At 72.9% G+C, this 26,881-nt stretch carries 24 protein-coding genes; 11 read left to right on the top strand and 13 right to left on the bottom strand.

Annotated features, from left to right (window positions below; all coding sequences use genetic code 11):
• Positions 1 to 67: 67 nt before the first annotated feature.
• Positions 68 to 1,828, top strand: coding sequence for an AMP-dependent synthetase/ligase (locus IEY82_RS18135; RefSeq protein WP_189125326.1), 1,761 nt, complete (start codon positions 68 to 70; stop codon positions 1,826 to 1,828).
• Here the strand turns inward: IEY82_RS18135 and meaB are convergent.
• From meaB to mtnA, 5 genes are all read right to left on the bottom strand, one after another.
• A complete protein-coding gene (gene meaB, locus IEY82_RS18130; protein WP_189125325.1) occupies positions 1,810 to 2,811 on the bottom strand; it encodes a methylmalonyl Co-A mutase-associated GTPase MeaB in 1,002 nt (333 codons plus the stop codon). The genes IEY82_RS18135 and meaB overlap by 19 nt on opposite strands.
• Positions 2,812 to 2,815: 4 nt before the next feature.
• On the bottom strand, positions 2,816 to 4,993 hold the full coding sequence (scpA, locus tag IEY82_RS18125; RefSeq protein WP_189125324.1) for a methylmalonyl-CoA mutase: 2,178 nt from the start codon (positions 4,991 to 4,993) through the stop codon (positions 2,816 to 2,818).
• Positions 4,990 to 6,786 (bottom strand): methylmalonyl-CoA mutase family protein, encoded by a 1,797-nt coding sequence (locus IEY82_RS18120; protein WP_189125323.1) that lies wholly within the window; start codon positions 6,784 to 6,786, stop codon positions 4,990 to 4,992. Before IEY82_RS18120 ends, scpA begins: the two co-directional genes overlap by 4 nt.
• Before the next feature lie 72 nt (positions 6,787 to 6,858).
• Positions 6,859 to 7,623, bottom strand: a complete 765-nt coding sequence (locus tag IEY82_RS18115) for a peptidoglycan recognition protein family protein (RefSeq protein WP_189125322.1) — start codon at positions 7,621 to 7,623, stop codon at positions 6,859 to 6,861.
• Between the two features lie 83 nt (positions 7,624 to 7,706).
• Positions 7,707 to 8,645, bottom strand: a complete 939-nt coding sequence (gene mtnA, locus IEY82_RS18110; RefSeq protein ID WP_189125321.1) for an S-methyl-5-thioribose-1-phosphate isomerase — start codon at positions 8,643 to 8,645, stop codon at positions 7,707 to 7,709.
• 158 nt (positions 8,646 to 8,803) lie between these two features.
• Here mtnA and IEY82_RS18105 point away from each other — a divergent pair, with 158 nt between their 5' ends.
• Positions 8,804 to 10,348 carry a serine/threonine protein kinase gene (locus tag IEY82_RS18105; protein WP_189125320.1) on the top strand — a complete coding sequence of 515 codons (1,545 nt, stop codon included), beginning with the start codon at positions 8,804 to 8,806 and terminating at the stop codon, positions 10,346 to 10,348.
• Positions 10,349 to 10,419: 71 nt separating this feature from the next.
• Here IEY82_RS18105 and IEY82_RS18100 read toward each other — a convergent pair whose 3' ends face one another.
• Complete coding sequence (locus tag IEY82_RS18100) at positions 10,420 to 12,225, bottom strand: hypothetical protein (protein WP_189125319.1); 1,806 nt, start codon at positions 12,223 to 12,225, stop codon at positions 10,420 to 10,422.
• A 172-nt stretch (positions 12,226 to 12,397) separates the two neighbouring features.
• Between IEY82_RS18100 and IEY82_RS18095 the strand changes: the two genes are divergently transcribed.
• Complete coding sequence (locus tag IEY82_RS18095) at positions 12,398 to 13,504, top strand: DUF5925 domain-containing protein (protein ID WP_225262939.1); 1,107 nt, start codon at positions 12,398 to 12,400, stop codon at positions 13,502 to 13,504.
• Positions 13,505 to 13,566: 62 nt separating this feature from the next.
• Here the strand turns inward: IEY82_RS18095 and IEY82_RS18090 are convergent, their stop codons facing one another.
• Positions 13,567 to 14,898, bottom strand: a complete 1,332-nt coding sequence (locus tag IEY82_RS18090) for an SWIM zinc finger family protein (protein WP_189125318.1) — start codon at positions 14,896 to 14,898, stop codon at positions 13,567 to 13,569.
• A gap of 82 nt (positions 14,899 to 14,980) precedes the next feature.
• Here IEY82_RS18090 and IEY82_RS18085 point away from each other — a divergent pair, with 82 nt between their 5' ends.
• The 3 genes from IEY82_RS18085 to IEY82_RS18075 are packed head-to-tail and all read left to right on the top strand — an operon-like array spanning position 14,981 to position 19,176.
• Positions 14,981 to 16,036 carry a C39 family peptidase gene (locus tag IEY82_RS18085; RefSeq protein ID WP_189125317.1) on the top strand — a complete coding sequence of 352 codons (1,056 nt, stop codon included), beginning with the start codon at positions 14,981 to 14,983 and terminating at the stop codon, positions 16,034 to 16,036.
• A 48-nt stretch (positions 16,037 to 16,084) separates the two neighbouring features.
• Entirely contained in the window at positions 16,085 to 17,917 is a 1,833-nt protein-coding gene (locus IEY82_RS18080; RefSeq protein ID WP_225262937.1) for a S9 family peptidase, read from the top strand.
• Positions 17,914 to 19,176 carry a M20/M25/M40 family metallo-hydrolase gene (locus tag IEY82_RS18075; RefSeq protein WP_225262934.1) on the top strand — a complete coding sequence of 421 codons (1,263 nt, stop codon included), beginning with the start codon at positions 17,914 to 17,916 and terminating at the stop codon, positions 19,174 to 19,176. The genes IEY82_RS18080 and IEY82_RS18075 overlap by 4 nt, the downstream gene beginning before the upstream one ends.
• On the opposite strand, the gene IEY82_RS18070 is transcribed toward IEY82_RS18075, so the two are convergent.
• Genes IEY82_RS18070 through IEY82_RS18060 form a run of 3 tightly spaced genes read right to left on the bottom strand, consistent with a single transcriptional unit; the run spans position 19,173 to position 21,381 of the window.
• On the bottom strand, positions 19,173 to 20,138 hold the full coding sequence (locus IEY82_RS18070) for an ABC transporter permease (protein ID WP_189125315.1): 966 nt from the start codon (positions 20,136 to 20,138) through the stop codon (positions 19,173 to 19,175). The genes IEY82_RS18075 and IEY82_RS18070 overlap by 4 nt on opposite strands.
• Positions 20,135 to 20,989: an ABC transporter ATP-binding protein gene (locus IEY82_RS18065; protein WP_189125314.1), complete on the bottom strand. Its 855-nt coding sequence runs from the start codon at positions 20,987 to 20,989 to the stop codon at positions 20,135 to 20,137. The genes IEY82_RS18070 and IEY82_RS18065 overlap by 4 nt, the downstream gene beginning before the upstream one ends.
• On the bottom strand, positions 20,986 to 21,381 hold the full coding sequence (locus IEY82_RS18060; protein WP_189125313.1) for a GntR family transcriptional regulator: 396 nt from the start codon (positions 21,379 to 21,381) through the stop codon (positions 20,986 to 20,988). The genes IEY82_RS18065 and IEY82_RS18060 overlap by 4 nt, the downstream gene beginning before the upstream one ends.
• Positions 21,382 to 21,539: 158 nt before the next feature.
• Here IEY82_RS18060 and IEY82_RS18055 point away from each other — a divergent pair, with 158 nt between their 5' ends.
• Together IEY82_RS18055 and IEY82_RS18050 are read left to right on the top strand one after the other, a co-directional pair.
• Positions 21,540 to 21,791: a type II toxin-antitoxin system Phd/YefM family antitoxin gene (locus IEY82_RS18055; RefSeq protein WP_189125312.1), complete on the top strand. Its 252-nt coding sequence runs from the start codon at positions 21,540 to 21,542 to the stop codon at positions 21,789 to 21,791.
• Positions 21,791 to 22,213, top strand: coding sequence for a type II toxin-antitoxin system VapC family toxin (locus IEY82_RS18050; RefSeq protein ID WP_189125311.1), 423 nt, complete (start codon positions 21,791 to 21,793; stop codon positions 22,211 to 22,213). Before IEY82_RS18055 ends, IEY82_RS18050 begins: the two co-directional genes overlap by 1 nt.
• Positions 22,214 to 22,228: 15 nt before the next feature.
• Here the strand turns inward: IEY82_RS18050 and IEY82_RS18045 are convergent, their stop codons facing one another.
• Positions 22,229 to 22,972, bottom strand: coding sequence for a DUF427 domain-containing protein (locus IEY82_RS18045; RefSeq protein ID WP_189125310.1), 744 nt, complete (start codon positions 22,970 to 22,972; stop codon positions 22,229 to 22,231).
• A 193-nt stretch (positions 22,973 to 23,165) separates the two neighbouring features.
• Between IEY82_RS18045 and IEY82_RS18040 the strand changes: the two genes are divergently transcribed.
• Positions 23,166 to 24,011: a glycerophosphodiester phosphodiesterase gene (locus IEY82_RS18040; RefSeq protein ID WP_189125309.1), complete on the top strand. Its 846-nt coding sequence runs from the start codon at positions 23,166 to 23,168 to the stop codon at positions 24,009 to 24,011.
• 21 nt (positions 24,012 to 24,032) lie between these two features.
• Here IEY82_RS18040 and IEY82_RS18035 read toward each other — a convergent pair whose 3' ends face one another.
• The gene (locus tag IEY82_RS18035) at positions 24,033 to 24,617 is read right to left on the bottom strand and encodes a hypothetical protein (protein ID WP_189125308.1); all 585 of its coding nucleotides are present in this window, start codon (positions 24,615 to 24,617) and stop codon (positions 24,033 to 24,035) included.
• A gap of 69 nt (positions 24,618 to 24,686) precedes the next feature.
• On the opposite strand from IEY82_RS18035, the gene IEY82_RS18030 reads away from it, so the two are divergent.
• Complete coding sequence (locus IEY82_RS18030) at positions 24,687 to 25,658, top strand: helix-turn-helix transcriptional regulator (RefSeq protein ID WP_189125307.1); 972 nt, start codon at positions 24,687 to 24,689, stop codon at positions 25,656 to 25,658.
• Between the two features lie 52 nt (positions 25,659 to 25,710).
• On the opposite strand, the gene IEY82_RS18025 is transcribed toward IEY82_RS18030, so the two are convergent.
• The gene (locus tag IEY82_RS18025) at positions 25,711 to 26,166 is read right to left on the bottom strand and encodes an ATP-binding protein (protein ID WP_225262931.1); all 456 of its coding nucleotides are present in this window, start codon (positions 26,164 to 26,166) and stop codon (positions 25,711 to 25,713) included.
• 158 nt (positions 26,167 to 26,324) lie between these two features.
• Between IEY82_RS18025 and IEY82_RS18020 the strand changes: the two genes are divergently transcribed.
• Positions 26,325 to 26,792: an adenylyltransferase/cytidyltransferase family protein gene (locus IEY82_RS18020; RefSeq protein WP_189125306.1), complete on the top strand. Its 468-nt coding sequence runs from the start codon at positions 26,325 to 26,327 to the stop codon at positions 26,790 to 26,792.
• Positions 26,793 to 26,881: the final 89 nt, after the last annotated feature.

Below are 26,881 nucleotides of genomic sequence, written 5' to 3'. Positions count from 1 at the left end.
ATCAGGACATCGACGGACACGGTGCGGTAGTCCTAGAGTCGGCAGCACCACTCCCAGGAGGACAGGCATGTCGAGCATTCCGTCCCTGCTGCGCGACCGGATCGCGGCAACCCCCGACGCCGAGGCCTATCGCACCCCTTCGGCCGACGGCTGGACCTCGCTGTCCTGGCGGGAGGTGGGCGAACGGGTCCGCGCGCTGGCGCTGGGCCTGGCCGGGCTCGGCGCGGGCTCCGGCACCCGGGTCTCCATCCTCAGCTCCACCAGGCTCGAATGGATCCTCGCCGACCTGGCGGTGCTGTCCACCGGCGCGGCCACCACCACGATCTACCCGTCCAACACGGCGGACGAGTCGGCGTTCGTCATCACCGACTCGGGCAGCACGATCGTCATCGCCGAGGACGACGACCAGGTGGCCAAGCTGAGGTCGGTGCAGAAGGAGCTGCCCGGCGTCACGCACGTCCTGGTGATCGACGGCACGCCCAGCGACGACGGCTGGGTGCTGCGCTTCGACTCGGTGAGCGGCGAGGGCGACTACGACGCGATGGTCGACGCCATCGCTCAGGACGACCTGGCCACGCTCATCTACACCTCCGGCACGACCGGCCGGCCCAAGGGCGTGGAGCTGACCCACGACAACTGGCTCTACGCGGGCGGCGCGGTGCGCGAGCTGGGCCTGCTGTCCGGCGACGACCTGCACTTCCTGTGGCTGCCGTTGTCCCACTCGTTCGGCAAGCTGCTCGAGGTCGTGATGATCGACAGCGGCGTGCCGACCGCGATCGACGGCCGCCTCGACAAGATCGCCGAGAACATGGGCGTGCTCCGGCCCACCTTCATGGCCGCCGCGCCGCGCATCTTCGAGAAGATCCACAACACCGTGGCCGCCACCCAGCAGCGCGAGGGCGGCGCCAAGCTGAAGATCTTCACCTGGGCGCGGGCGACCGGCATCCGGGTGGTGCGGGCCCGCCAGCACGGCAAGGCCATCCCGCTGACCACCCGCCTGGAATACGCCCTGGCCGACCGGCTGGTCTTCAGCAAGCTGCGGGCCCGCTTCGGCGGGCGGATCCGCTTCTTCATCTCGGGGGCGGCGCCGCTGTCCCAGGACATCGCCGAGTTCTTCGACGCCGCCGGCCTGACGATCCTGGAGGGCTACGGGCTCACCGAGTCGTCGGCGGGCAGCTTCCTCAACCGGCCCGACTCGGTGAAGTTCGGCACGGTCGGGCCGCCGCTGCCCGGCACGACGGTGCGCATCGCCGAGGACGGAGAGGTGCTGATCGGCGGGCGCGGCGTCATGCGCGGCTATCACGGCCTGCCCGAGGAGACCGCGGAGGCGCTGGAGGACGGCTGGCTGCGCACCGGCGACATCGGCGAGCTCGACGCCGAGGGCCGCCTGACGATCACCGACCGCAAGAAGGAGCTGATCAAGACCTCGGGCGGCAAGTACGTCGCCCCCTCCTATCTGGAGGGCCGGATCAAGGCGGCCTGCCCCTTCCTGTCGCACGTGTTCGTGCACGGCGACCGGCGCAACTACTGCACGGCGCTGGTGACCCTCGACATGGAGGTGGTCAGGCCGTGGGCCGAGGCCGAGGGACTGCCGGCCGACGCCGAGGCGCTGCGTGAGCACCCGCGGATGCTCGCCGAGGTCGAGAAGGCGGTCGCCCAGGTCAACGACGGAGAGGCCAGCTACTCCACGATCAAGAAGTTCGCCATCCTGACCGACGACTTCACGGTCGAGTCGGGCGAGCTCACGCCCAGCCTCAAGATCAAGCGCAAGGCGGTCGAGTCGCGCTACGGCGGCACGCTCGACTCCTTCTACGACACCTCCGCCTGACCTTCCCCCGTCGCGTCGCGGCGGGCGGGACGCTCGAAGGCGGCCAGCAGGCGGTCGGCGGCCAGGGCGGGGGTCAGGGTGCCCGCGAGCACCTCCTCCTCCACCTGCCCGCCGATGGCCCGCACCGCCGGGTCGTCGCGCAGCTCCGAGAGCAGCCGGTTGCGCACCAGGGTCCAGGTCCACTGCACCTGCTGACGGCGGCGCCTGGCCGCCAGGTCGAGGCTCTCCTGGTGGGCCAGGATCTGACGCCAGAGCTCGGGCAGGCCCGCGCCGGTGAGACCGCTGCAGGTGAGCACCGGGGGCGGCGTGCTGTCCGAGCGGAGCATCCGCAGCGCCCCGGCCAGCTCGCGCGCCGCCTTGCGCGCGGCGGGCTCGTGCTCGCCGTCGGCCTTGTTGACCGCGATGACGTCGGCCAGCTCCAGCACGCCCTTCTTGATGCCCTGCAGTTGGTCGCCGGTGCGGGCCAGGGTGAGCAGCAGGAACGTGTCGACCATGTCGGCGACCGAGGTCTCCGACTGGCCGACGCCCACGGTCTCGACCAGCACGACGTCGTAGCCGGCCGCCTCGACCACCACCATCGCCTCCCGGGTGGCCTTGGTGACGCCGCCGAGGGTGCCCGAGGTGGGCGAGGGCCGGATGAAGGCGGCCGGGTCGACCGACAGGCGCGACATGCGGGTCTTGTCGCCGAGGATGCTGCCGCCCGTCCTGGTGGACGAGGGATCGACGGCCAGGACGGCCACCCGGTGCCCCTGACCGGTCAGCAGGGTGCCGAGCGAGTCGACGAAGGTGGACTTGCCGGCCCCGGGCACGCCCGAGACGCCCACCCGGCGGGCCGCGCCGGACATCGGGGTGAGCTCGACGAGCAGCCGCTGGGCCAGCGCCATGTGGTCGGGCCTGGTCGACTCCACCAGGGTGATCGCGCGGGCGATCCAGGCGCGGGAGCCGTCCTTGACGCCCTGGACGTAGTCTTCGAGCGACCGCACCGGACTAGTGTCCCAGCCGGGCCGCAAGCTCCCGGAGCAGGTCGAGGGCCGCGTCGGCGATCACGGTGCCCGGCGGGAAGATCGCCGAGGCGCCCGCCGCGCGCAGCTCGTCGAAGTCTCCCGGCGGGATGACGCCGCCGACCACGATCATCACGTCCTCGGCGCCCAGCTCGGCCAGGGCCTGCCTGAGCGCGGGCACCAGCGTGAGGTGCCCGGCCGCCAGCGAGGAGACGCCGACGATGTGCACGTCGGCCTCGACGGCCTGGCGCGCGACCTCCTCGGGCGTCTGGAACAGCGGGCCGACGTCCACGTCGAAGCCGAGGTCGGCGAAGGCCGTGGCGATCACCTTCTGGCCGCGGTCGTGGCCGTCCTGGCCCATCTTGGCCACCAGGATGCGCGGGCGCCGGCCCTCGTCACGTTCGAAGTCGGCGCACGCCCGGCGCGCGCTCTCGATCCCGTCGGCGGGACCCGCCTCGTCGCGGTACACCCCCGAGATCGTACGGACCTGACCGGCGTGCCGGCCGAACACCCGCTCCAGCGCGTCGGAGATCTCGCCCACCGTGGCCTTGGCGCGGGCGGCGTCGACCGCGAGCTTGAGCAGGTTGTGGTCGAGCCCGGGGGTGGGGTTGTCGGCGGCCTTGGTGAGAGCGTCGAGCGCGCGGCCGACGGCGGCGTCGTCGCGTTCGGCGCGCAGCCGGCGCAGCTTGTCGAGCTGCTGGGCGCGGACGGCGCTGTTGTCGACCTTGAGCACGTCGATCGGCTCGTCGGCGTCGGGACGGTACTTGTTGACGCCGATCACCGGCTGCCGCCCGGAGTCGATGCGGGCCTGGGCGCGGGCCGCGGCCTCCTCGATGCGCAGCTTGGGCAGGCCGGCCTCGATGGCCTGGGCCATCCCGCCTGCGGCCTCGACCTCCTCGATGTGGGCCCAGGCGCGTTCGGCCAGGTCGTGGGTGAGGCGCTCGACGTAGTAGGAGCCGCCCCACGGGTCGATCACCTGGGTGGTGCCCGACTCCTGCTGCAGCAGCAGCTGGGTGTTGCGGGCGATGCGCGCGGAGAAGTCGGTGGGCAGCGCCAGCGCCTCGTCCAGGGCGTTGGTGTGCAGCGACTGGGTGTGGCCCTGGGTGGCGGCCATGGCCTCGACGCAGGTGCGGGCGACGTTGTTGAAGACGTCCTGGGCGGTGAGCGACCAGCCGGACGTCTGCGAGTGCGTACGCAGCGACAGCGACTTGGGGTTCTTCGCGCCGAACCCGGAGACCAGCCTGGCCCACAGCAGCCGCGCGGCGCGCAGCTTGGCGACCTCCATGAAGAAGTTCATGCCGATGCACCAGAAGAACGACAGGCGGGGCGCGAACCGGTCGATGTCCATCCCGGCGGCGACGCCCGCCCGGAGGTACTCGACGCCGTCGGCCAGCGTGTAGGCCAGCTCCAGGTCGAGCGTGGCCCCGGCCTCCTGGATGTGGTAGCCGGAGATGCTGATCGAGTTGAACTTCGGCATCTTTTCGCTCGTATAAGCGAAAATATCCGAAATTATGCGCATCGATGGGGCGGGCGGATAGATGTAGGTGTTGCGGACCATGAACTCCTTGAGGATGTCGTTCTGGATGGTCCCGGCCAGCTGCTCCGGCGCCACCCCCTGTTCCTCGGCCGCCACGATGTAGAGCGCCAGGATCGGCAGCACGGCGCCGTTCATGGTCATCGACACCGACATCCGGTCGAGCGGGATCCCGTCGAACAGCTGCCGCATGTCGTAGATCGAGTCGATCGCCACCCCCGCCATGCCCACGTCGCCCGCGACGCGCGGGTGGTCGGAGTCGTAGCCCCGGTGCGTGGCCAGGTCGAAGGCCACCGAGAGCCCCTTCTGCCCGGCCGCGAGGTTGCGCCGGTAGAAGGCGTTGGAGTCCTCGGCCGTGGAGAAGCCGGCGTACTGGCGGATGGTCCACGGCTGGTTGACGTACATGGTCGGGTAGGGGCCCCGCAGGAACGGGGCGGCACCCGGATAGGTCTCCAGGAAGTCGAGCCCGTCCAGGTCGCCGGCCGTGTAGAGCGGCTTGACCCCGATGCCCTCGGGCGTCTCCCACACCTCACCCTCGGGACCCTCGGGACCCTCGGAGCCCTCGGGCGCGTCCCGCGGCCCCGCCGGGGCGCGGCCGTCCAGCGGGATGCCGGTGAAGTCGGGGATCATCGGGCAACCTCCAGGTCGTCGAAGGTCGTGCGGAGCACGTCGAGCACGTCGCAGCCGGCGTGCAGGCGGGCGTCCACACCGTCGTAGTCACCCTTCCCCGCCAGCCAGATCCTGTGCGCGCCCGCCCGTCTCAGCGCGGCCGCTACCGCCTCGGCGTGCTGGGCGTAGAGCTTGTCGCTGGAGCACAGGCAGGCGACCGTGGTGCCGCTGACGGCGAAGGCGGTGGCGATCTGCTCGGGGTCGACCCCGGGCCCGGCGGTCTCGGTGGCCAGGCCGCCCGCCTGGAACAGGTTGGCGGCGAACGAGGCGCGCGCGGTGTGGGCGGCGACCGGGCCGATCGTGGCCAGGAACACCTTGGGCCGCTCGGGCCGCGCGTCGGCGAGGTCGCGCAGCCGCTCGAACTCCTCGGCGTAGGTGATGCGCGGCAGACCGGACGCCGGCCCTCCGGACTCGGCGGGCCCTCCGGACTCGACGGGCCCTCCGGACTCGACGGGCGCGGCCGACCCGGCCTGCGCGGAGGTTCCGGCCTGCGCGGTGGGACGGCTGAGCGGTTTCTCCCCGAGGTCGGGGAACTCGCTCACGCCGGTGATCGGGAACCGGCGGTGCGCGATGTCAGCGGCCCGGCGCTCCCTGGTCGCGGCGACCCGCTCGGCCACCAGCGGCCCGGCCGCCTCCATGCCGCCCGCGGCCTCGATCTCCTGGAACCACGCCCAGGCCCGCTCGGCCAGGTCGGCGGTGCGCCGCTCGACGTACCAGGAGCCGCCCGCCGGGTCGATCACCCTGCCGACCCCCGACTCCTCCAGCAGCAGCGCCTGGGTGTTGCGGGCGATCCGGCGGGAGAACGCGTCGGGCAGGCGGAGCCGGGCGTCGAACGGCTGCACGGTCACCGCGTCGGCGCCGCCCACGCCGGCGGCGAAGCAGGCCAGGGTGGTGCGCAGCATGTTCACGTAGGGGTCGCGCGCGGTCATCATGGCCGAGCTGGTCACCGCGTGCTGCAGCTGCTCGCCCTGGCCCCCGCACGCCTCGGCGACCCGTGCCCACAGCTTGCGCGCCGCGCGCAACTTGGCGATGGTGGCGAACTGGTCGGCGGTGGCGGCGTAGCGGAACTCCAGCTGACCGAGCGCCTGCCCGACGGTGAGCCCCGCCTCGGTCAGTGCCCGCAGGTGGCCGACGGCCAGCGCGATCGAGCAGCCGAGCTCGTCGGCGTCGCTCCCGCCCGCGTCGTGGTAGGGGGTGGCGTCGACGGTGATGGCCCGCAGCCCCGGGAACTCGGCCACGCACCGCAGGGCCAGCGCGGTCGCCACGTCGGGCCGGGCGGCACCGGCCCCGAGGTTGCCCGAGGGCGGGGTGCCACGCTCGGCGGCCAGTGCGAACAGGATCTCCGCGGCCTCGGCGGTGGCGGCGCCGGCGTCGAGGACGACCGGCGCCAGGTCGAGGTAGACGCCCCGCAGCACCCTGGACAGCTCGCCCACCGGGATCGCGCCGTCACCGGCCACCAGCCAGAGCGACGTCACGCCGTTGTCCAGGTCGGCCAGCACCGCCTCGGGGTCGGCCACGGCGTGCCGCTGGCGTACGTCCCAGCCCGTGGTGGTCCGCGCGCCTCTCGCGAACGGCGGCGCGCCGGGCAGGTCGGCGGCGTCGTAGAGCGGCGCGAGGGTCACCCCGTCGTAGGTCGGAGTGGACAGCGCGCGCTCCGGCGACTCGGTTTCGACCCCGGACTTGCGCAGGACCCCGAGCGCGAGCGCCCGCCAGTCGTCGCGAGTGGTGGAAGGGAAATCCGCTGCCAGATCCATGAAACGGATAGTAAGCGGCGACTGGCAGCCGACGGGAACCGGGGGTGGCCCCAGGTCAAGCGCCGGCCAAGATCAGGGCATCGGCGCTTCCCAGGACAGCCGCCAGGTGGTGGGGCCCACGATGCCGTCGGCCTGGACGCGCTGCTGGCGCTGGAACCGGCGGCACACGTCGCGCGAGCCGGGCCCGTAGGCGCCGTCGGCCTCCAGCTCCCAGCCACGCGTGCGCATCTGGGCCTGCCAGGTGCGGACGTCCTCACCGCGCATGATCGGCGGGTACTTCAGCAGTCTGCCGGGAAAAGGGGGCGTCTCCGGCGGGGTGGTGCCACCGCCGCCGGGCCTCGGCGCGCCCCGGCGCACCCAGGCGTACAGCGCCTCGCCCGGGCAGTCGGTCGCGTAGCCGTCGCGGTGTCCCTTGATCTCCTTGCCGGCGTCGCCGCGCTCGCGCACGTGGTCGATCGCGTCGAGGATGCCGTGCAGCATCCCGTCGGGCGGCTGCACCAGCCCGGCGTTGCCGACCAGCCCAAGCACCGCGTAGTGGCCGACGTTGAGCCCGGCGCCGTTGGCCGCCGGTAAATGGTGCAATCCCCTGCCCACGAAGACCTTCCGGTGTGGACAAGCCACGAAAGAATAGCCTATGTCCATCCAGCCGTTGCCGTCCATGTGACCGCGCTGGATCGACTGCACCAGAGAGACGCAGCCGTTGTGGTCTCCGACGATGCCAGGGTCGACCCTGCCTCCGGTGTAGTGGACTTTGACGCCTCTGGTCGAGTCGAGCTGTGTGTAGTCACCGCGAGGCGCGCGGGCGTTCCAGTCACGCCGGGATACGAGGTCGGCCACCGTATGCTCTCCGGGGGTCGGGATTGTGACGACTGAGCGTAACGCGGCCTGTGCGGAGTGGTCCCGGAATTCAGCTATTTCGTCTACGGTCTGATGACCCGTTTGTCGGTGATGATCGCCGTGATCAGGTCGTGCGGCGTCACGTCGAACGCCGGATTCGCCGCATCGGTGCCCTCCGGCGTGAGCCGTACGCCTCTGATCGTGACGACCTCGGCGGGGCCTCTGTCCTCGATCTCGATCTGCTCGCCGGTCGGCGTGGCGAAGTCGATCGTCGTCTCGGGCGCGACCACGTAGAACGGCACTCCGGCACGCTGCGCGCCGAGCGCGAGCGAGTAGGAGCCGATCTTGTTGGCGGTGTCGCCGTTGGCGGCGATCCGGTCGGCGCCGATGAGCACCGCGTCGACGCCGCCCCTGGCCAGGAGGTACGGTCCCGCCGAGTCGGCGACGAGCCGGTGCGGCACCCCCATCCTGCCGAGCTCCCAGGTGGTCAGCCTGGCCCCCTGCAGCAGCGGCCGGGTCTCCAGGGCGAGCACCTCGGCCATCCGCCCGCGCTCGTGCAGTGTCTGGACGACGCCGAGCGCGGTGCCCCGCTCGACGGCGGCCAGCCCGCCGGTGTTGCAGAGCGTCATGATCCGCAGCCGGTCGCCCTCGAGGAGGTCGGCGCCGCGCTCGCCCATGGCCACGCAGGCGGCGATGTCCTCGTCGCGGATGCGCAGCGCGGTCTCCAGCACCGCCTCGGGGCCCTGGCGCAGCCAGGCGGCGGCCTGGTCGACGCCCCAGGCGAGGTTCACGGCCGTGGGCCTGGCGGCTCGCAACCTGGCGATGGCGTCCTGGTCGTCTCCGGCCAGCACGACGCCGAGCGCGCCCGCGACGCCGAGCGCGGGCGCCCCTCGCACGGCCAGCCGCCGGATCGCGTCGATCAGCTCGTCGACGGTGGAGATCCTGACCGTGACGTACTCGTCGGGCAGCCGCGTCTGGTCGACCAGCTCGATCGCTCCGTCCACCCAGTCAATGGTCCGCACTCGATCAACGCTAATCGATCCGTGCGAAACCGCCACTATTCGTACGAATCTGTCATGGCCTGGTCAGTGCGGCGTTACCGCTGTGTCAGGCGTACCAGGAGGAGACGTGAGCGATCGGGCCTGTCGTCGTACCGGGTGAAGACCGATAACGTGGCGCCATGGTGATCCCCCTGACGCCTGACGATCCGGCGGCACTGGGCGCCTACCGCCTGGCCGGACGCCTCGGCGAGGGCGGTCAGGGCGTCGTCTACCTGGCCCACGGGCCCGACGGCGAGCCGGTCGCGGTCAAGCTGCTGAGCACGGGCGACGCCGAGACCCGGGCCCGGCTCGCGCGCGAGCTCGACGCGCTGGAGAGCGTCGCCTCCTTCTGCACGGCCCGCGTGCTCGACGCCTCGACGGACGGGCCGCGCCCGTACGTGGTGAGCGAGTTCGTCGACGGCCCGTCGCTGGCCGGCCGGGTGAGCGAGCGCGGGCCGCTCCGCGGCGGCGAGCTCGAACGTCTGGTGGTGGGCACCGCGACCGCGCTGGCCGCCATCCACGCCGCCGAGGTCGTGCACCGCGACTTCAAGCCGGCGAACGTGCTGCTCGGCCCCGACGGGCCGCGCGTGGTGGATTTCGGCATCGCCAGAGCGGAAGGCGCGGCGACGCTCACCTCGGGGCTGATCGGCACCCCGGCCTACCTGGCGCCGGAGCAGATCGGCGGCTCCCCTGCCTCGGCGGCCTCCGACGTGTTCGCGTGGGCGTCGACGATGGTGTTCGCCGCCACGGGCCGGTCCCCGTTCGGGGCCGACACGGTGCCCGCGGTGCTGCACCGGGTCCTGCACACCGAGCCCGACCTGTCCTCGCTGCCGCCGCGCCTGCGTGACCCGATCGCGGCGTCCCTGTCCAAGGACCCGTCCCGCCGTCCCTCGGCCCGCGACCTGATGGTCACCCTGGTCCACCCCACTCCCGGCGGAACCGGCGGCACCCCGATCGCGGCCTTTCCGTCCGCTCCCACCGGCCCGCGCCTGGGCGAGAGGCCAGGACTGCCGGGCACCGGGTCCGGCCATCCGGCAGGCGCCGGCCGACCGTCAGGGCGGGCGCGTGGCGTGCTGATCGGCGTGCTGGCGGTCGTGGTGGCCCTGGCGGCGGGCGGCGCGATCCTCTGGTTCGGCCGCGGCTCGCTCCTTCCTGCCGCGTGGACGACCGCCGAGCCCTCGACCTCCACCTCGGCCGACCCGGCGGATCAAGGGGCTTCGGCTGCCTCGACGGCTCCGGCGAGCCCGCCGACGACGGGCCCCGGCGACCGGGGCTCCGCCTCGCCCCCGGCTTCGACGGCCGCCGAGGGCGCGGTGCGGATCCCGGCCGCGTTCGCGGGCACCTGGAAGGGCACGGCCGACGGGGACGTCCTCGGCACCGAGTTCGACGACGAACCCGTCACGATCACCCTGCGGCAGGGCGACACCACGGGGGTCTGGGACTCCCCCGGCGAGGATCCCGCCTGCGCGAAGGGCACACTCACGACGAAGGGCCTGTCCGGCCCGACCCTGACGTTCGGCCTCTCCGGGCTGGGCGGCACGTGCGCGATCATCGAGTCCGCGGGCGGCATCACCGTGTCGCTGAAGCACAAGGACGACGACAGGGCCGACTACGAGCTGACCATGCCGCTGGGCGGGAGGAGCAAAGGGGAGCTGACCAGAAGCGGCCCGGCTCCCCTGCCCTGAGCCCGGTCCCAGCGGCTCGTCGCAGGAGCGACGGTGCTCTCCTAGACGGTGCTCTCCTAGACGGTGCTCTCCTAGCGGTGCCTGGACAGGACGCGGTCGACGCGGTCGGCGAACCGCCGGCAGGCGAGCCGGGCGGTGCTGATCACCGTCGGATCCACCGTTCCCGACTGTGCGATGGCCAGGATGAGCGCCGCGGCATGGTCGACGCACTCTCGGGCGGCTCGCGCGCCGTCCTGGCCGGGGCCGGCGCGCAGGTGATCGGCGGCGCGTGTGACGGCCTCCGCGAGCGGGGCGCCGATCGGGATGGTGGTGCCGCCGGACCTGCGGTGGCCGTTGCGGGCGAGCAGAGCCCGCTGGCGCATGCCCGCCACCATCCCCTCGGCCGGAGCGCCCCCGCCACCGGCGGTCGATGCCCGGACGCCGTCGAGGGCGTCGAAGACGCCCGCCGTGAAGTCGGGCAGGGTGCGACTGGCCTCCTTCATCCTCGGCGGGCACTCCTCCGAGTCGCCGTCGTCGTCGCAGCAGTCGTCCTTGCAGCCGAAGCCGTCACCGCCGCCCCCGCCGAAACCTCCCCCGAAACCACCGCCCGATCCGGACGCGCCGCCCTCACCGCCACCGCCGCCATCGCCGCCGCCTCCTCCAGTGCCGCCGCCGGAGGAGCCGGATCCGGACTCGCTTCCAGGGCTGGGTTCGGGTGCCGGCTGGCCGATCTGCGTGGTGGTCGTGGTCTGCGTGCCGTCGGGGTGGTAGACGGTCGTCGTCTCCGTGCCCACTCCGTTCGCGTCGATCGTCGTGGTGGTGACGGTCGTCGTGCCGTCGGGGGTGGTGCGTTCGACGGTCTTGCTGTAGTTGCCGTTCGCGTCGACGGCCCAGCCGCTGCGCTCGCTGAAGGTCTGGCCCTGGTCGTCGGTGTAGGTCAGCTCCCAGTATCCGGAGCTCGTGCCGGTGGATTCGTTCGTACTGCTCTGGGTGAGCTCGTGGTACACCACCGCCGACGTGCCGTCCGACGAGATGGCGGTGATCGTGGTCTCGCGACTGCTGGGGATGTCCGGTTCGTACAGGGGGCCGCCGCCGGTCTCGGTGATGGTGGTGATCCTCTGGCTGCCGTCAGGGAACGTTTCGACCCTGATCGTGGTACTGGTGCCATCGGTATCGACGGTCGTCGACTCCTCCACCGTGCTGCCGACGACGAGATCACCGTTGATCGTGTTCACCTTGCGGAACCCGTCGTCGGTGGCGAACACCACCTGCTTGCCTTCGAGGGACGCGCCGGCGGCGTCGGTGACCCGGACCCTGGTCGTCTTCCCGGCTCCGGCACTCCGCTTCCCCGCCGCTCCCGCACTCCGCTTCCCGGAACCGCCCACGCCCCGTGGGCTTCGCGGCTCGTCGTAGGTGGTCTCGCTGTCCTCGGACCACAGCGTGTTGCCGAGCCGGTCGCTCCGGCGCCGCGTCAGTGTGGTGACGCCCTGCGCGAAACGGCCTTCGGCGTTCAGGAGCCCCCCGTCCGGAGACTTCTCCTGGACGGTCCATCTACGCGTGTCGTCGGAGCCGATCGTGAGGTCGCGATCCCGCCGGAAGCCGGTGGTCGACAGCAGCACCGAACGGGCCGCGACGCCGCCGTCCGGGGCCGAGCGCGCGGTGCGTAGGGAGAGCAGCCCGTTGGGCGAATGGCGTTCGTGGCCGGCGGTGACGCTCGTCTCGGTCCACTGCCGGTTGTCCAGCGCCACCAGTGACAGGGTGCCTCGGGCGTCGAACTCGGCCCGGAACATGGAGCCGTCGGCGGCGGGAGTGCCCGCGATGAGGAAGGAGCCGTCACTGTCGATCTGGAGCAGTGCCGAGATCTTCTCGTTTCCGTTGACCGGCCGGCGTCGTTGCATAGGAGCCTCTGAAGGAGCGTTGGGACCAGCTTCCTTCCCGAGGCTAACGACACCCCTCCACACGGTACGTGACCGGCCGGACGCCGGGCGTGGCGGCTCGCTCAGCCGACAGAGTGGAACCAATACGGCAAAACCCTTCGACATACCGGACGGGTGACTGGATCATTGGGGCATGTCTGTGATTAAGGAGGTGCCGTTCCCCAGTCCGGAGACTCCTGAGCTCCCGATGAACATCTGGATCGACGACGCCGACTCGGCCGTCGACGTCATCGACGCACTGGCGCTGTCGCCGTTCGCGACCGGGGTGCAGCCCTGGTCCCGCCTGGTCAGCCTGGAGCGCGTACGCACCGAGGCGGCGCTCAGCCCGGCGCAGGGCCGCGTGGTGCGCACGGCCCAGGTGCAGGACGGCCCCGAATCCCGGCTGATCTGCGGTGACGGCTGGACCCTGCGGGTCGTCCGCCACCGCAACCGCACGGCGACGGTCAGCGTGACCGCCGTCAGCGACGAGCTGGCCCGTTCGGTGCTGAAGGAGAGCATCGACGGCGCTGAGGAGCCGGAGCCCGACACCGACCACGTGGAGATGGGCTTCTGGTGGCGCTCCAGCCACGGCGCCACCCGCTCCGAGAAACCCATCACCGCCCAGCCGTGGGCCGAGATCGAAGGCAACTACTCGGCCGAGGCCCGCCAGTCGCTCGACCGCCTGATGGGCGTCACCCCCGCCGACGTCAACGGCCGCCTCATCCTCCTGCACGGCCCGCCCGGCACCGGCAAGACCACGCTGCTGCGCTCGCTGGCCAAGCAGTGGCAGGACTGGTGTCAGGTCGACTGCGTGCTCGACCCCGAGCGCCTCTTCAACGACCCCGGCTACCTGATGGAGGTCGCGGTCGGCTACGACACCGAGGAGGACCAACAGCGCTGGCGGCTGCTCGTGCTGGAGGACTGCGACGAGCTCATCAGCGCGGCGGCCAAGGCGCAGACGGGCCAGGGCCTGTCGCGCCTGCTCAACCTCACCGACGGGCTGCTCGGCCAGGGACGCGACGTGCTGGTGGCGATCACCACCAACGAGGACCTGACCCGCCTGCACCCCGCCGTGGTGCGGCCCGGCCGCTGCCTGGCGCAGATCGAGGTCGGCCCGCTGGCCCGCGAGGAGGCCGTCCGCTGGCTCGGCGCCTCCACGGGCGTCGGCCCGTCGGGCGCCACGCTGGCCGAGTTGTACGCGATCCGCTCGGGCCGCGCCCCGGCCGCCACCGGCGACGAGTCGACCGGCCTCTACCTGTAACCCGGACACCCCGCGCCGCCGCGGCCGGAGCGCCACCCGGGTCGCGGCCCCGGCCGGGCGGCTCAGATGAGCGCGTCCGTCCGCGCGCGGGCGGCGATCCTGGCGGCCAGCACGTGCTTGCACGGCCCGCGCGACCCGCGGTGGTCGAACCACCACGCGCACGTGCACTCCCCCTCGGCGATGCGCACCCTGCGCACGCCGCCGGAGGTGGTGACCTCGGCGAGGCCGCCGTCGAGCCGGACCGCGCCCGACCCGGCCAGCGCGCGGGCGGCGGTGAGCCGCGGGTTGAGCTGAGCCACCTGCTCCCTGTCGTAGGGCAGCTCCCGGTGGAAGTGGGACGCATCGTGCAGGTCGTAGCCGACCCGGCCGGCGGTGCCGAGCTGGGTGAGCGCGGCGCGCACGCGGCCGACCGGCAGCCCGGAGCGGTCGGCGAGCAGCCCGAGCTCGACGGCCGGCTCGAAGTTGAGCAGCATGCCGACCACGTCGGCGTCACCTGCCGCCTCGTCGGTGGACAGGTGGTCGAGGACCGCGCCCTCGCCGGAGAATCCGCGCCACGGCTGCGGCGAGACGGCCAGGGTGTAGCGCATGCCGGGCAGCTCCAGCTCCCACGCGCTCGCCTGGAAGCCGTCGCCGGCGGCCGGGGCGTAGACCCGCAGCGCCTTGGCGAACCTGAGCAGCGGTGACAGCGTGGCGAGGCGGCCGGTGCCGGACAGGCCGACCGCTCCGGGGCCGGGATCGGCGGCGAGCCGCAGGTCGCCGCCGGACGGCACGGCCCAGACGGTCGCCCCGGCCCGGCGCGGCAGCGACCGCAGGAACCGCACCGCCCGCGGCCCCTTCAGCTCGGCGCGCAGGTCGAAACCCGCCGCGATCACCTGGACCTCGGCGAAGCCGCGCAGCCAGCGGACGGGCAGCGGCACCTTCTTCTCCACCACCGCGCCGTCGAGCGTGGTGACGGTCAGCTCGTCGGGCCCGACGCCCAGGTGCAGCGGGTCACGGCCGCCGACCCGGGCCAGCGACTCGCGCAGCGGCCCGTTGACGTCGACGTTGGTGGTGCCGCGGTCGAGCACCTCACCATCGATCGCCGCCACGTCGAGCCGGGCGTAGACGCCGCCGCAGGCGGAGAACGACTCGAACCTGAGCCGGTCGCCGTCGCACGTCACGACCGGGTCGCGGGTCCAGCCGGGACGGGGCTGGTGGTAGCGGGTGAGCGCCACGTCGGCCACGGCCAGCAGGCCGGCGGCGGCCGGGGCGGCCTGGGTGAGCAGCCCGCTGAAGAACCGGGGATGGGCCGGGGCCCCGGACAACGCCGTGCCACCGGAGGTGGACAGGCCGAGCCGGCCACCGGTGAGCGTGGAGGGCCCGGCGTAGGAGTACGCCTGTACGGCTTGGGTCATGGCCGGAACACTAATGATCGACACCGACAGATCCGGCTGTTACGTAAACCTTCCGATGTGCGACACCACAGGTCAAACCACAATGTGCCTGGTGCTCACCGTCGACCTGGCCCGCGTCGCCTTCCGCCGCTTCGCCCCGCCCCTCTCCGGGCCCGCGACCGCGTGGACGAGCGACGAGCAGCCGATCGGCTTCGAGGCCACCCAGCTCGTCCCCTCGTGGACGGCGCGCACCCCGCCCGGCGGCTGGATCGAGGTGGAGCTGCGGGCCAGGACCGCGAGCGGCGCGCTCACCAAGTGGTACGTGATGGGCCGCTGGTCCGAGCACGGCGACCCGCGCACGTCCGTGGCGGGCCAGGGTGACGACGACGGCGACGTGGCGGTGGACACGTTCGTGGCGCGCCGGCCGGTGACGGCCTACCAGGTGCGGGTCACCGCGTGCGGGGCGGGCGCGCGGGTGGGGACGCTCGGCGTGATGGCCTCCGCGGTCCCGCAGCGTCCCGCCGTTCCCGCCTTCTCCGGTCCGGCCGCCGCCGTCGACCTGGCGGTGCCCCGGCACTCGCAGCACGAGCACGCCGGGCACCACCCCGAATGGGACGGCGGAGGCGCCAACTGGTGCGGCCCCGCCTCGGTGGCGATGGTCCTCGGCTTCTGGGGGCGCGGCCCCGGCGACGACGAGCTGGCCTGGGTGGGGGCGGGCGACCCGCATCCAGGGGTGGACCACGCCGCCAGGCACACCTACGACTCCAGCTACCAGGGCACCGGCAACTGGCCGTTCAACGTCGCCTACGCCGGCCGCTACGGGCTGACCGGGTTCGTGACCAGGCTCCGCTCGGCGGGGGAGCTGGAGGCGTTCGTCCGGTCAGGCATCCCGGTGATCGCGTCTCTGTCGTTCAGGGCGCACGAGCTGCCCGGGGCCGGCTACTCGACGGCCGGGGCCATCATGGTCGTCGCCGGGTTCACCGCCGAGGGCGACGTGGTGGTCAACGATCCGGCGGCGCCGGACGACGGGCAGGTGCGCAGGGTCTATCCGCGGGCGGCGTTCGAGAACGTGTGGCTCAGGGGCACCGGCAGCGGCGGCATCGTCTACGTCCTGCACCCGCCCGAGGTCCCCCTGCCCCCTTCTGACGGCAATTGGTAACCGACAACTGATGGCATTGGGTGACTTATGAGCATTAGACCGATTGATGTGGCACGCACGGATGGCGGCCCCCAGTGGGTGGAGGCCGTGGCCACGCCCGCCGGGGTGGAGGTGTGGTGGGACGAGCCGCGCCCGCACGAGGGCGGCAGGCGCTGCGTGGTGCGGCGGCTGCCCGACGGCTCACGCGCCGACGCGCTGCCGGCCGGGTGGAACGCGCGCAACCGCCTGGTCGAGTACGGCGGCCGGTCGTGGCGCCCGCTGCCCGGCGGCGGACTGGTCTTCACCAACTGGGCCGACCAGCGCCTCTACCGCCTCGACGGCGGGGAGCCGGTGGCGCTGACCCCCGAGGGCGCCTCCCGCTACGGCGACCTCTACCTGCCACCGGGACGTGACGAGGTCTGGGCGGTGCGCGAGACCGACGACGTGCGCGACCTGGTGGCGGTGCCGCTCGACGGCGGGCCGGTCCGGGTGATCGTCAAGGCCCAGCACTTCCTGATGAACCCCCGGCTCTCCCCCGGTGGCGGCCAGATCGCCTGGATCGGCTGGGACCACCCCGCCATGCCGTGGGACGGCACCCTGCTGTGCGTCGCCCCGCTCGGCGAGGACGGCGTCGCCGGGCCGTACGAGGTGGTGGCGGGCGGCCCGGAGGAGTCGGTCACCCAGGCCGAGTGGCGCGACGACGACAGCCTCTACGCGGTCGCCGACCCCACCGGCTGGTGGAACGTGCACCTCGTCCGCCGCGACGGCTCGGGCCGGCGCAACCTGACGCCGGTGGAGCTGGAGTTCGGCCACGCGCCGTGGAAGCCGGGCGCCGGCACGTTCGCGGTGGCCGGCGACCGGCTGGTCGTCGTGTACGGCACCGCCGACCACCGCCGCCTGGGCGTCCTCGACCCCGGCACCGGCGACCTGCGCGAGGTCGGCGGCGACGCGACGTACTGGGCCTCGACCGTGTCGGCCGCGGACGGCGTGGCGGCGGCGGTGTTCGCGACGCCGTACACACCGCTGGAGGTGGCGCTGGTCGACCTCGGCGACGGGACGCGCGAGACGGTGTCGGCGCCGAAGCCGCTGCCCGACCGGGAGCTGCTGCCCGACCCGGAGGCGGTGACCGTCGAGGGCGTGCACGCGCACCTCTACCCGCCGGCGGGCGTCCAGGGCCCCGCCCCGTACGTGATCTTCGTGCACGGCGGCCCGACCGGCAGCAGCCCGGTCGTGCTCGACCTGGAGATCGCCTACTTCACCAGCAGGGGCCTCGGCGTGGCCGTGGTCAACTACGGCGGCTCGACCGGCTACGGCAGGGCCTACCGTGAGCGGCTGCGCCACCAGTGGGGCGTGGTCGACGTGCAGGACTGCGCCCGGGTGGCGCGCGGGCTGGTCGAGACGGGCCGCGCCGACGCCGCCCGGATCGCGGTGCGCGGCGGCAGCGCCGGCGGCTGGACCACGGTCGCGGCGCTGGTGCACAGCGACGTCTTCGCGTGCGGCGTCGCGCACTACGCGATCACCGACCCGGAGGGCTGGGCGGCCGAGACGCACGACTTCGAGTCACGCTACCTGGACGGCCTGATCGGCCCGCTCCCCGAGACCAGGCAGCGCTACACCGACCGCTCGCCGCTGCTGCACGCGGCCCGGGCGTCCGGCCCCTGCCTCATGCTGCACGGCCTGGACGACGCGATCGTCGACGTCGGCCAGGCCGAACGGTTCGTCGCCGAGCTGGACCGCCACGGCAGGCAGTGGGCGCTGCTCACCTTCCCGGGCGAGCAGCACGGCTGGCGCAAGGAGGAGACCATCGTCGCGGCGCTGGAGGCCGAGCTGGCCTTCTACGGGCAGGTCCTCGGCTTCGAGACGCCCGAGGTGCCGCCGCTCAAGCTGAAGGGACGCGAGTGAAGAGCGTTGCCGAGATCTGCTCGGATCTGATCAGGTACGACACCACGAATCCGGGCTCGGGGGAACGCCCGGCGGCCGAGTACGTGGCCACGCTGCTGGCCGACGCCGGCCTGGACCCGGTGGTGTTCGAGTCGGCGCCGCGCCGCACGACCGTGGTGGCCAGGATCGACGGCGACTCCCCCGACGCGCTGCTCATCCACGGCCACCTCGACGTGGTGCCCGCCGACCCGTCGGAGTGGCGCACGCACCCGTTCTCCGGGGAGATCGCCGACGGCTGCGTCCACGGCAGGGGCGCGGTCGACATGAAGGGCTCGTGCGCGATGACGCTCGCCACCGTGCTCGACCTGACGGCGCGCGGCGTGCGCCCCAGGCGTGACCTGGTGCTGGCGTTCCTCGCGGACGAGGAGGCGACCGGCGACCACGGCTCGCGGCACGCGGTGGCCGAGCACCGGGAGCTGTTCGACGGCGTCACCGAGGCGATCAGCGAGTCGGGCGGGTTCAGCGTCGTCTCCGGCGACCACCGCGTCTACCCGATCGCGGTGGGCGAGCGCGGCACCGCCTGGATGAAGCTGACCGCGCACGGCGTGGCGGGGCACGGCTCCCGGCCGCCCGTGGACAACCCGGTCGCGACCCTCGCGCACGCCCTGTCGCGGATCGCCTCCCACCAGTGGCCGGTACGGCTCACGCCATCGGTCGCGGCGCTCCTGCGGAGCCTGTCGGAGATCACCGGCACGCCCGTCGACCTCGACCGGCTGGACGAGGAGGCGGCCCGGCTCGGCCCGCTGGGCGGCCTGTTCAGGGGCCAGATCCGCAACTCCGCCAACCCGACCATGCTGAACGCCGGCTACAAGGTGAACGTGGTGCCGGCCACGGCCGAGGCGCACGTCGACGGCCGCTACCTGCCGGGCCTGCAAGAGGAGTTCCTGGCCACGATCGACGAGCTGCTCGGCCCCAAGGTCACCCGGGAGTTCGTCAACCTGGAGGAGGCTCCGGCCGCTCCTTACCCGTCGTCGTTCTTCGACGAGCTGGCGGGCTCGCTCGTCGCGGAGGACCCGATGGCGCGGCCGGTGCCGTACGTGATGAGCGGCGGCACCGACGCCAAGTCGTTCGCCCGGATCGGCATCCGGGGCTACGGCTTCGCGCCGCTGATGCTCCGGCCGGACCTCGACTACTTCGGCATGTTCCACGGCAAGGACGAGCGGGTGCCGGTGGAGGGCCTGGAGTTCGGCACCCGCGTCCTCACCCGGCTGCTGACCTAGCCGCCGGCGCGGCGCAGGACCCGGCGGGCGGCCAGGCCGCCGAACGCGACGGAGGCGGTGAGCAGGATCGCGGCCTCCGTCCACTGGAAGCGCCAGAACCTGGCCGGTGGGTGGTAGTAGACGGCGAACCGGTACCCCTCAGCGAACAGGCACGCGTGCCAGGCGTCGGTGTTGCGGCCGCTGCGCCCGGTGTCGACCCGGCGCGGACAGGCCGCGGCGGCGGGGCCGGCGACCTCCGCGCCCGACGGCTCCACCCAGGCCGCGCGGACGAGCCGGGCGTCGGGGTCGTCGAGCACGACGGCGCCCGTCAGCTCGGCCCGTACGGGCTCCGCGTAGTGGTCGCTGAGCGCGAACAGCGCGAACATGGTCGCCGCCACCCCGGCCACCACCAGGGCCATCGCGGGCAGCGTGCGCCGGAACACCGCCCCGGCCAGCGTGCCCAGCGCGAACGCGTAGAGCCACCACGCCGCCGGGGCCACGCCGACCATGTTGAACACGCCGATGTTGCCGAAGGCGGAGTCGATCCCGTCGCGGAACACCGGCCGCCACAGGCTGACCATCAGCGACAGGACCAGCCCGCCGGCCACGACCGCGCCGCCCAGCACGGCCAGCTTGACCGCCAGCCAGCGCCACGGCGGCACCGACTGGGTCCAGGCCAGCCGGTGCGTGCCCCGCTCGTACTCCCGCCCGAGCAGTGGCGCCCCCCAGAAGGCGCCGATCAGCGCGGGCAGCACCAGCGGCATCCAGCCGAAGACCGAGTAGACGGCGTCGTATCGCTCCGCCAGCCCCACCGCGAGGTCGCCGCAGGCGGTCGCGGCCCCGGGGCAGCCGGGCGGCGCGTGCTCGGCCAGGTAGAGCCTCGCCTCGACGGCGGAGCCGAGCAGCAGCAGCCCCAGCGCGGCGAGGAAGGCGGCGGTGAGGAGGATCTGGGGCCGATGCTGGCGCCAGGTCAGCCAGATCATCCGCCCACCCCCGCCGGCCGGGGCAGCGCCGCCGACTCGGGGCTGCGCAGGTAGGCCATGACCAGCTCCTCCAGCCCGGGGTGGCGGCTGGTCCAGCGGGGGTCGGCCACCGGCCCGCCCCGCACGAGCAGCGTGGCCCGCCGCCCTGCGCGGCCGGCCGCGACGACGCGCGTCCCGGCCGCCACGCCGTCCGCCAGCTCGACCGGCCCGTTCAGCACCAGGTGCCCGGCCAGCAGGTCCTCGATGTCGCCGCTGACCTGGACCCGCCCGCCGTTGAGCACCACCAGCCAGTCGCAGGTGTCCACCAGGTCGGACACGACGTGGGAGGAGAGCAGCACGGTCAGCTCGCGCTCCGCCACCTCCGCCATGATCGCCCGCATGACGTCGTGCCGGGCGAGCGGGTCGAGGTTCGCCAGCGGCTCGTCCAGGACGAGCAGGCCGGGCCGCCGGGCCAGCGCCAGCGTGAGCGCGACCTGTGCCTGCTGCCCGCCGGACAGGCGCCCGACCTTGCGGCCGGGCGGGATGCCGAGGGCGGCCAGCCTGCTCGCGGCGGCCTCGCCGTCCCAGCCGGGATTCGTGCGGCGGCCGAACGCGAGCATCTCGGCGACGGTGAACCCGTCGTACAGCGGCTTGTCCTGCGCCATGAACGCCACCCGGCCGCGCGCCGTCACCGACCCAGTGGCGGGTCTGAGCAGCCCGACGACCGCGTGCATGAGGGTGGTCTTGCCCGCGCCGTTCGGGCCGACCAGCGCGGCGACCCGGCCTCGCGGAAGCGCCAGCGAGCAGTCGCGCAGCGCCCACGCGCGCCGGTGGCGGACGCCCAGCCCGGTCGTCTCCAGCACCGGGGTCACGCGACGCCCTCGGTGAACGCGTCGGCCGTCACCGCGGCGAACAGCGCCCGCACGTCCTCCTGGTCGAGCCCGGCCTCCCGGGCCTGGCCCACCCACTGCTCCAGGCCGCGTCGCAGCCGGTGGTGCTCGGCGAGCGGCGCGCCGCCGCCGATGGCCCGCCGCACGAACGTGCCCTGCCCCGGCCTGCCCTCGACCAGCCCCTCGCGCTCCAGCTCACGGTACGCCTTGAGCACGGTGTTGGGGTTGATCGCCAGGCTGGCGACGACCTCGCGCGCCGTGGGCAACTGGTCGCCCGGCCGCAGCCCGCCGAGCCGGAGCGCCTGTTTGACCTGGTGCACGAGCTGCAGGTACGTCGCCACGCCCGACGCCCGGTCCAGGTGGAACTCGATCACTTAGGAAAACACCCTTTCACTAATGCAATAGAGAAAGGGTGTTGGACGGATCCCGTCCTTGTCAAGCGGGACAGCGGGTTCGAACCAGCCGCGAACAGCCGCCAGCCCACCACTTCTGCGGTACGCTAGGTCTAGACAGACTAGACAGGAGCGCGCCTATGAGCCGCTGGCAGGTGCAGGAGGCGAAACAGCGCTTCAGTGAGGTTGTGCGACGCGCTGTCAACGAGGGGCCCCAAGTCGTCACCCGTCACGGCGAAGAGGTGGCCGTCGTCATCGACATAGCCGAATATCGCCGTCTCAAAGGCGACGCTCCCGACTTCAGAGAGTTCCTCCTCTCCGATCCCGACTGGGACGACGACATCGAGTTCCCACGCGGCCAGGACCTTCCCCGAGAGGTCGATTTCGACTGATGGGCAGCGGCTACCTTCTCGACACGAACGTGGTCTCCGAAGCACGCAAGCGGCACGGGAGCTCCGAGGTCAAGGACTGGATCGCCTCAGCTCACGGGCCCGCTCTCCATCTCAGCAGCCTGACCGTCGGCGAGATTCGCTGCGGAGTCGAGCTTCGCAGACGTCGCGACCCCGGCCAGGCGGCGATCCTGGAACGTTGGCTGCACAGCCTCCAACGGCAGTTCGGCGACCGCGTCATCCCCGTCACCTCGGAGGTCTGCGAGGAGTGGGGGCGGCTCAACGCCATCCGACCGCTCCCCACGACGGACGGCCTGATCGCCGCGACGGCCCGGGTCCACGGCTGGACCCTGGTCAGCCGGAACGTCAAGGACTTCACCGGCACGGGGGTGTCGGTCGTCAACCCGTTCGACGTGCTCGCCTGATCAGGCGAACCTCGATCAGCCGAACTTCGTCCTCGGACGGTCCTGGAGGACGCCGTCGACGTAGGTGTCGACCTTCTCGTTGTAGAAGGACACCAGGCCGGCGATCTTCTCGCTCTCGGGCAGCGGCGTGCGGTAGGACCAGGCGAGGTCCGGGTGCCCGGCGACCGACCAGTATTCGGCCGTGCCCTTGTACGGGCAGTGGGTGACGGTGTCGGTGGGTTCGAGCAGGTCGAAGCGTACGTCCGGCTTGGGCAGGTAGTAGCGGGCCGGCAGGCCCGTCTCGAACAGGATGCGCGGGCTGCGCGAGTCGGCCACCGTCACCCCGTCGACCTCGACGCGCACCTGCCGCGAACTGGGCAGGATGTCCACCCGGGTGTACGGGTCGCGCGCGTGGACGTAGACCTCCTCGTCCTCCTCGAACCAGGCGTCCATCGCGTCCCACCGGAAGCGGACGTGACCGCGGATCTCCTCCAGCGGCGAGTCGGGGTAGACCAGGGCGGCGTCGGCCGCCTCCACTCCCCCGGACGTCACCGTGTAGACCACCCCGTCGCCTCTGCTCGGCGAGTGCTCGACGGCCCCTGACGGCTTCAGCATCGACGTCTCGACGTCGGCCTGCGGGAAGTAGTAGGTGGGATAGTACGGGATCTCCCACACCAGGGACGCGTGGCTGGTGTCGGCCACCACCCGCCCTCCCAGATAGACCCTGACACGCTTGGCCGAGGGCTCGACCCGCACCCGGCCACGGCTCGCGGTATCCATACCTTCGCCAACCGGCCCGCCCGCTCCCCTATTCCGCCCGCTATGGGATACGAGCCGATCCGGGAGCCTTTGACCAGCCCGGCCCCCGAACGCTCACGCGCCCGGCATCCCGGATTGACCCGAGAACCCACTGGCCGTCATGCAAGATTGTCAGGTTCGGATCAACGCCCCGCCACCGAACCCGAGGAGATCCATGTTCCGGCGACTCGGCCTCGTCCTCCCGCCCTTGCTGACGCTGCTGGTGGTGACCGTCCCCGCCACCGCCGCGTCGAGACCCGTCGTCGTCGCCCATCGCGGGGCCTCCGCGGACGCGCCGGAGAACACACTGTCCGCCCTGGCGCTGGCGAGCCGGTTCGGCGCCGACATGGTCGAGGTCGACGTACGGGAGACCAGGGACCACGCGCTGGTGCTGATGCACGACACGACGCTGACCCGCACCACCGACGCCGAGAGCGTGTTCCCCCGCAGGGCTCCGTGGCGGGTCGCCGACTTCACGCTCGCGGAGATCCGCCGGCTCGACGCGGGCTCCTGGTTCGGCCGGGCCGGCCGGGGCCAACGGGTGCCCACGCTGCGAGAGGCGCTGCGCGCGATGAGCGGGAGCGGGCTCGGGCTGCTGCTGGAGATCAAGGAGCCGCGCCTCTACCCGGGCATCGAGGCGCGGGTGGCCGGCGAGCTGCGGCGCGCCCCCTCGTGGCCGGCCGCCGGGCGGCTGGTCGTGCAGTCGTTCGACTGGGGTTCGATGCGGAGGTTCGCCCGGCTCATGCCCAGCCCCGCCATCGGTCTCCTCGGCACTCCGTCCGCCGCCGACCTCCCCGCGCTGGCGGGCTTCGCCGGCCAGGTCAACCCGCCCTACCAGGACGTCACGCCCGAGTACGTACGGCTGGTCCACCGGCACGGCATGCGCGTCTTCGCCTGGGCGGTGGACGACCCCGGCGACATCCAGCGGATGATCTCCGGTGGCGTCGACGGCGTCATCACCAACCGGCCTGCGGTGGCGCGCTCGGTGCTCCAGGACGACGCGTCCCGCCGGGCCGCCTGACCTGCCCTCTCATCGGGATGGTCAGAGGCCGAAGGCCGCCAGGGTCGCCCAGGTGACCAGGGTGCCCACCGCCGCACCGGCCACCACCTGGGCCCAGGTGTGGTGCGCGAGCCGTACGCGGGCCCAGCACACCAGCGCCACCACGGCGGCCCCGGCGGTCGCGGTCGGCGCGGCGGGCAGCACGTGGGCCAGCACGACCACCGTGCCGGAGCAGACGGCGGCGTGGAAGGAGATCTTCCAGCGCGTCGTGATCGGCACGGTCACGGCCAGGGCGGCGAGCATCGCGGTCACCGTGGCGACCAGCAGCGTCGGCGCGCCGAGCGCGACCAGCAGCACGAGCGCGGTGAGAACCGCCGCCACCGCGGCCAGCAGCGGCCCGGTGCGGCGGGCCCGGTCGACGATGTGGTGGGAGTCGAGCCGTCCCGAGCGCACGCCGACGGCGATCACCGCGGCGGGCACCCCGCCGCACAGCGCTGAGGCCACCAGCCCCCACGCCGCTCCGGCCCAGCCCTGGGCGAGCAGTCCCACGAGGGGCGGCATGGCGATCACCAGCACCTGCGGGGCCAGCAGGTCGGTCACCCTTCTCGCCACCAGATCGGCCGTCACGTCGACCAAGATTACGGGACCGCGCCCGCCGCTCCGGTGCGGGCGGGACGGAGTGGGATATAAAGAACCGTGGCCGAGATCACCTTGACCGTTCGCAAGCTTCAGGCGTTCGCCGAGGTCGGCTACCAGGTCGCGGGCGGCGGCGGCGCGCACGGCGCGATGGCGGCGCTGCGCCGGGTGACCGCGATCGACGCCTACGAGTTCGTCGCGTTCGACCCGGCCACCGGCCGGCACCACAGCGTGGTCTCCGACGGCCACCGGCGCATCGACGGCGACGCGGCCGAGGAGTACACCGGGCTCGACGCCTACCGCCGGGCGATGGCCACACGCGCTCCGGTGGGCATGCCCGAGCCGGGCACCCAGCGCTACTTCCGCCGCCATCTCGCCCCCTACGGCTGGCGGGCGGGGCTGACGGCGCCCCTGTTCCTGGCCGAGGGCCGCTACACGGGGCTGCTGCACCTGGCGGCCCGGGAGTCCTTCCCGGAGCTGACCGGGGCGCTGGTGTCGGCGGTGTCCCCGATGCTGGCCCACGTCACCGACCTGACCCGGTGCGTGATCGATCCGGTGGGGTTGCCGGGCGGGTTCCACGCGGTGGCCTTCGACCGGCTGGGCGCCCGCCGCGACGTGCCGGGGTTCGAGGCGTCCCCGGTGCTGCGGAAGGAGCCGGCGCTGGCGGGGCTGGCCCGTGCGTTCATCGACTCGCGCGAGCTGAATCGCCACGGCCTGTGGCCCGCCGGCGACGGCCGCTGGCACGAGCTGCGCCTGCTGCGGGCCGGGGTCGGCTTCCAGGGCTCGTTGCAGGGCGCGGTGGTGGCCGAGCGGCCCTGCTCGCTCCCCTACGACCTGACCGGCCGGGAGGTGGACGTGCTGACCAGGGTCGCGGCGGGCGACTCCAACCCGCAGATCGCCGCCGCGCTGGTGCTGAGCGTCCGCACGGTGACGACCCATCTGGAGCACATCTTCGCCAAGCTGGGCTGCGACAGCCGCACCAGGCTCACCACCAAGGCCCTGGCCGAGGGCCTGTGCCGGCTCGACCTTTAGCCCGCCTCGGCCAGACCGCCTCGGCCAGACCGCCTCGGCTGAACCTCTTCGGCTAGACCGCTTCGGCGCTCCACACGGCGGGGGCGAGCAGGAGCTCGAACCAGACGGTCGTGGCGCCGTTCTCCCGGCTGAGGCCCCAGCGGTGGCTGATCGCCTCGATCAGCGGCAGTCCGCGCCCGCCGGTCGAGCGCAGTCCGGTACGGCACGCGCACGGCGGCCCGTCCGAGCCCCCGTCCAGCACCCACACCCGCACCAGGGAGCCCGAGACGTGCACCGAGACCTGGAAGAAGCCGTCCTGCCCCGACCGGGTGTGCAGGATCGCGTTGGTGGCCAGTTCGCTCAGCAGCAGCACGCAGTCGTCGTAGAGCGGATGGTCGCGGCCGAGGACGCCCGTCACCAGCTCCCTGGCTCTCGACACCTGCGAGGGGACCCCGGGGAACCGGACCAGGAGGTCTCGGGGGCCGGGCTCCGCTGCCTGTCCGACGCGCTGAAAGTCCGGCGGTGCCACGGCGACCTCCCCGATTCCGGCGACGTTATGAGACGCGCTGACGGGGTGGCGGAGATTATTGCGAAAAGGTAGGAATGCCCTTTCCAATGGTCACCTGTCCGTCCGCACCGGCGAACCGAGTAGTCTGCGATCGACGCATCGACGAGGAGGGTGCCCGCGTGAGCAGCCTGGAGGCCGTCTGGGTGCAGCCGTACGCCCGGCCGGGGGCAGCGGTCGTCACCGGGGTGTTCGACATCCTGCACGTGGGTCACGTGCGCTACCTGGGCGCGGTGGCCGCCCGTGGTCTCCCGTTGGTCATCGGTGTGGAGGACGACCCGAGGGTGCGGGCCTGGAAGGGGCCGAGCCGCCCCCTCAACCCCGCCGGCGAGCGCGCCGAGGTGCTGGCCGCGCTCCGCTTCGTGAGCGGCGTGTTCATCGTCACCGGCCCGCCCGAGGCGCACGGCCCCGAGGACTACATCGACCTGCTCTCCCCGATGGAGCCGGGCGCTCTCGCGCACACCGCGGGCGACCCGCACGCGGGCGGCCGATGCGCCGCGGCGGCCCTGCTGGGCGCCGAATGCTGGGAGATGCAGGCCATTCCCGGCCGCTCGACCACCCGCATCGTCAACGCGGCCGGCAAGGGCTGAGTGCTACCATAGATCCATGCAGCGCGCTTCCGTCACGACGACGCCGGACCCGTTCCCGGCGCGCTGATTCCATGCTTCCCGGGCGAACG

The organism is Nonomuraea cavernae (assembly GCF_014646355.1).
GTDB classification, from domain to species: Bacteria; Actinomycetota; Actinomycetes; order Streptosporangiales; family Streptosporangiaceae; genus Nonomuraea; species Nonomuraea cavernae.
Note: the sequence above shows the minus strand (reverse complement) of the source record. Positions and strands in the feature narration are given on the sequence as shown.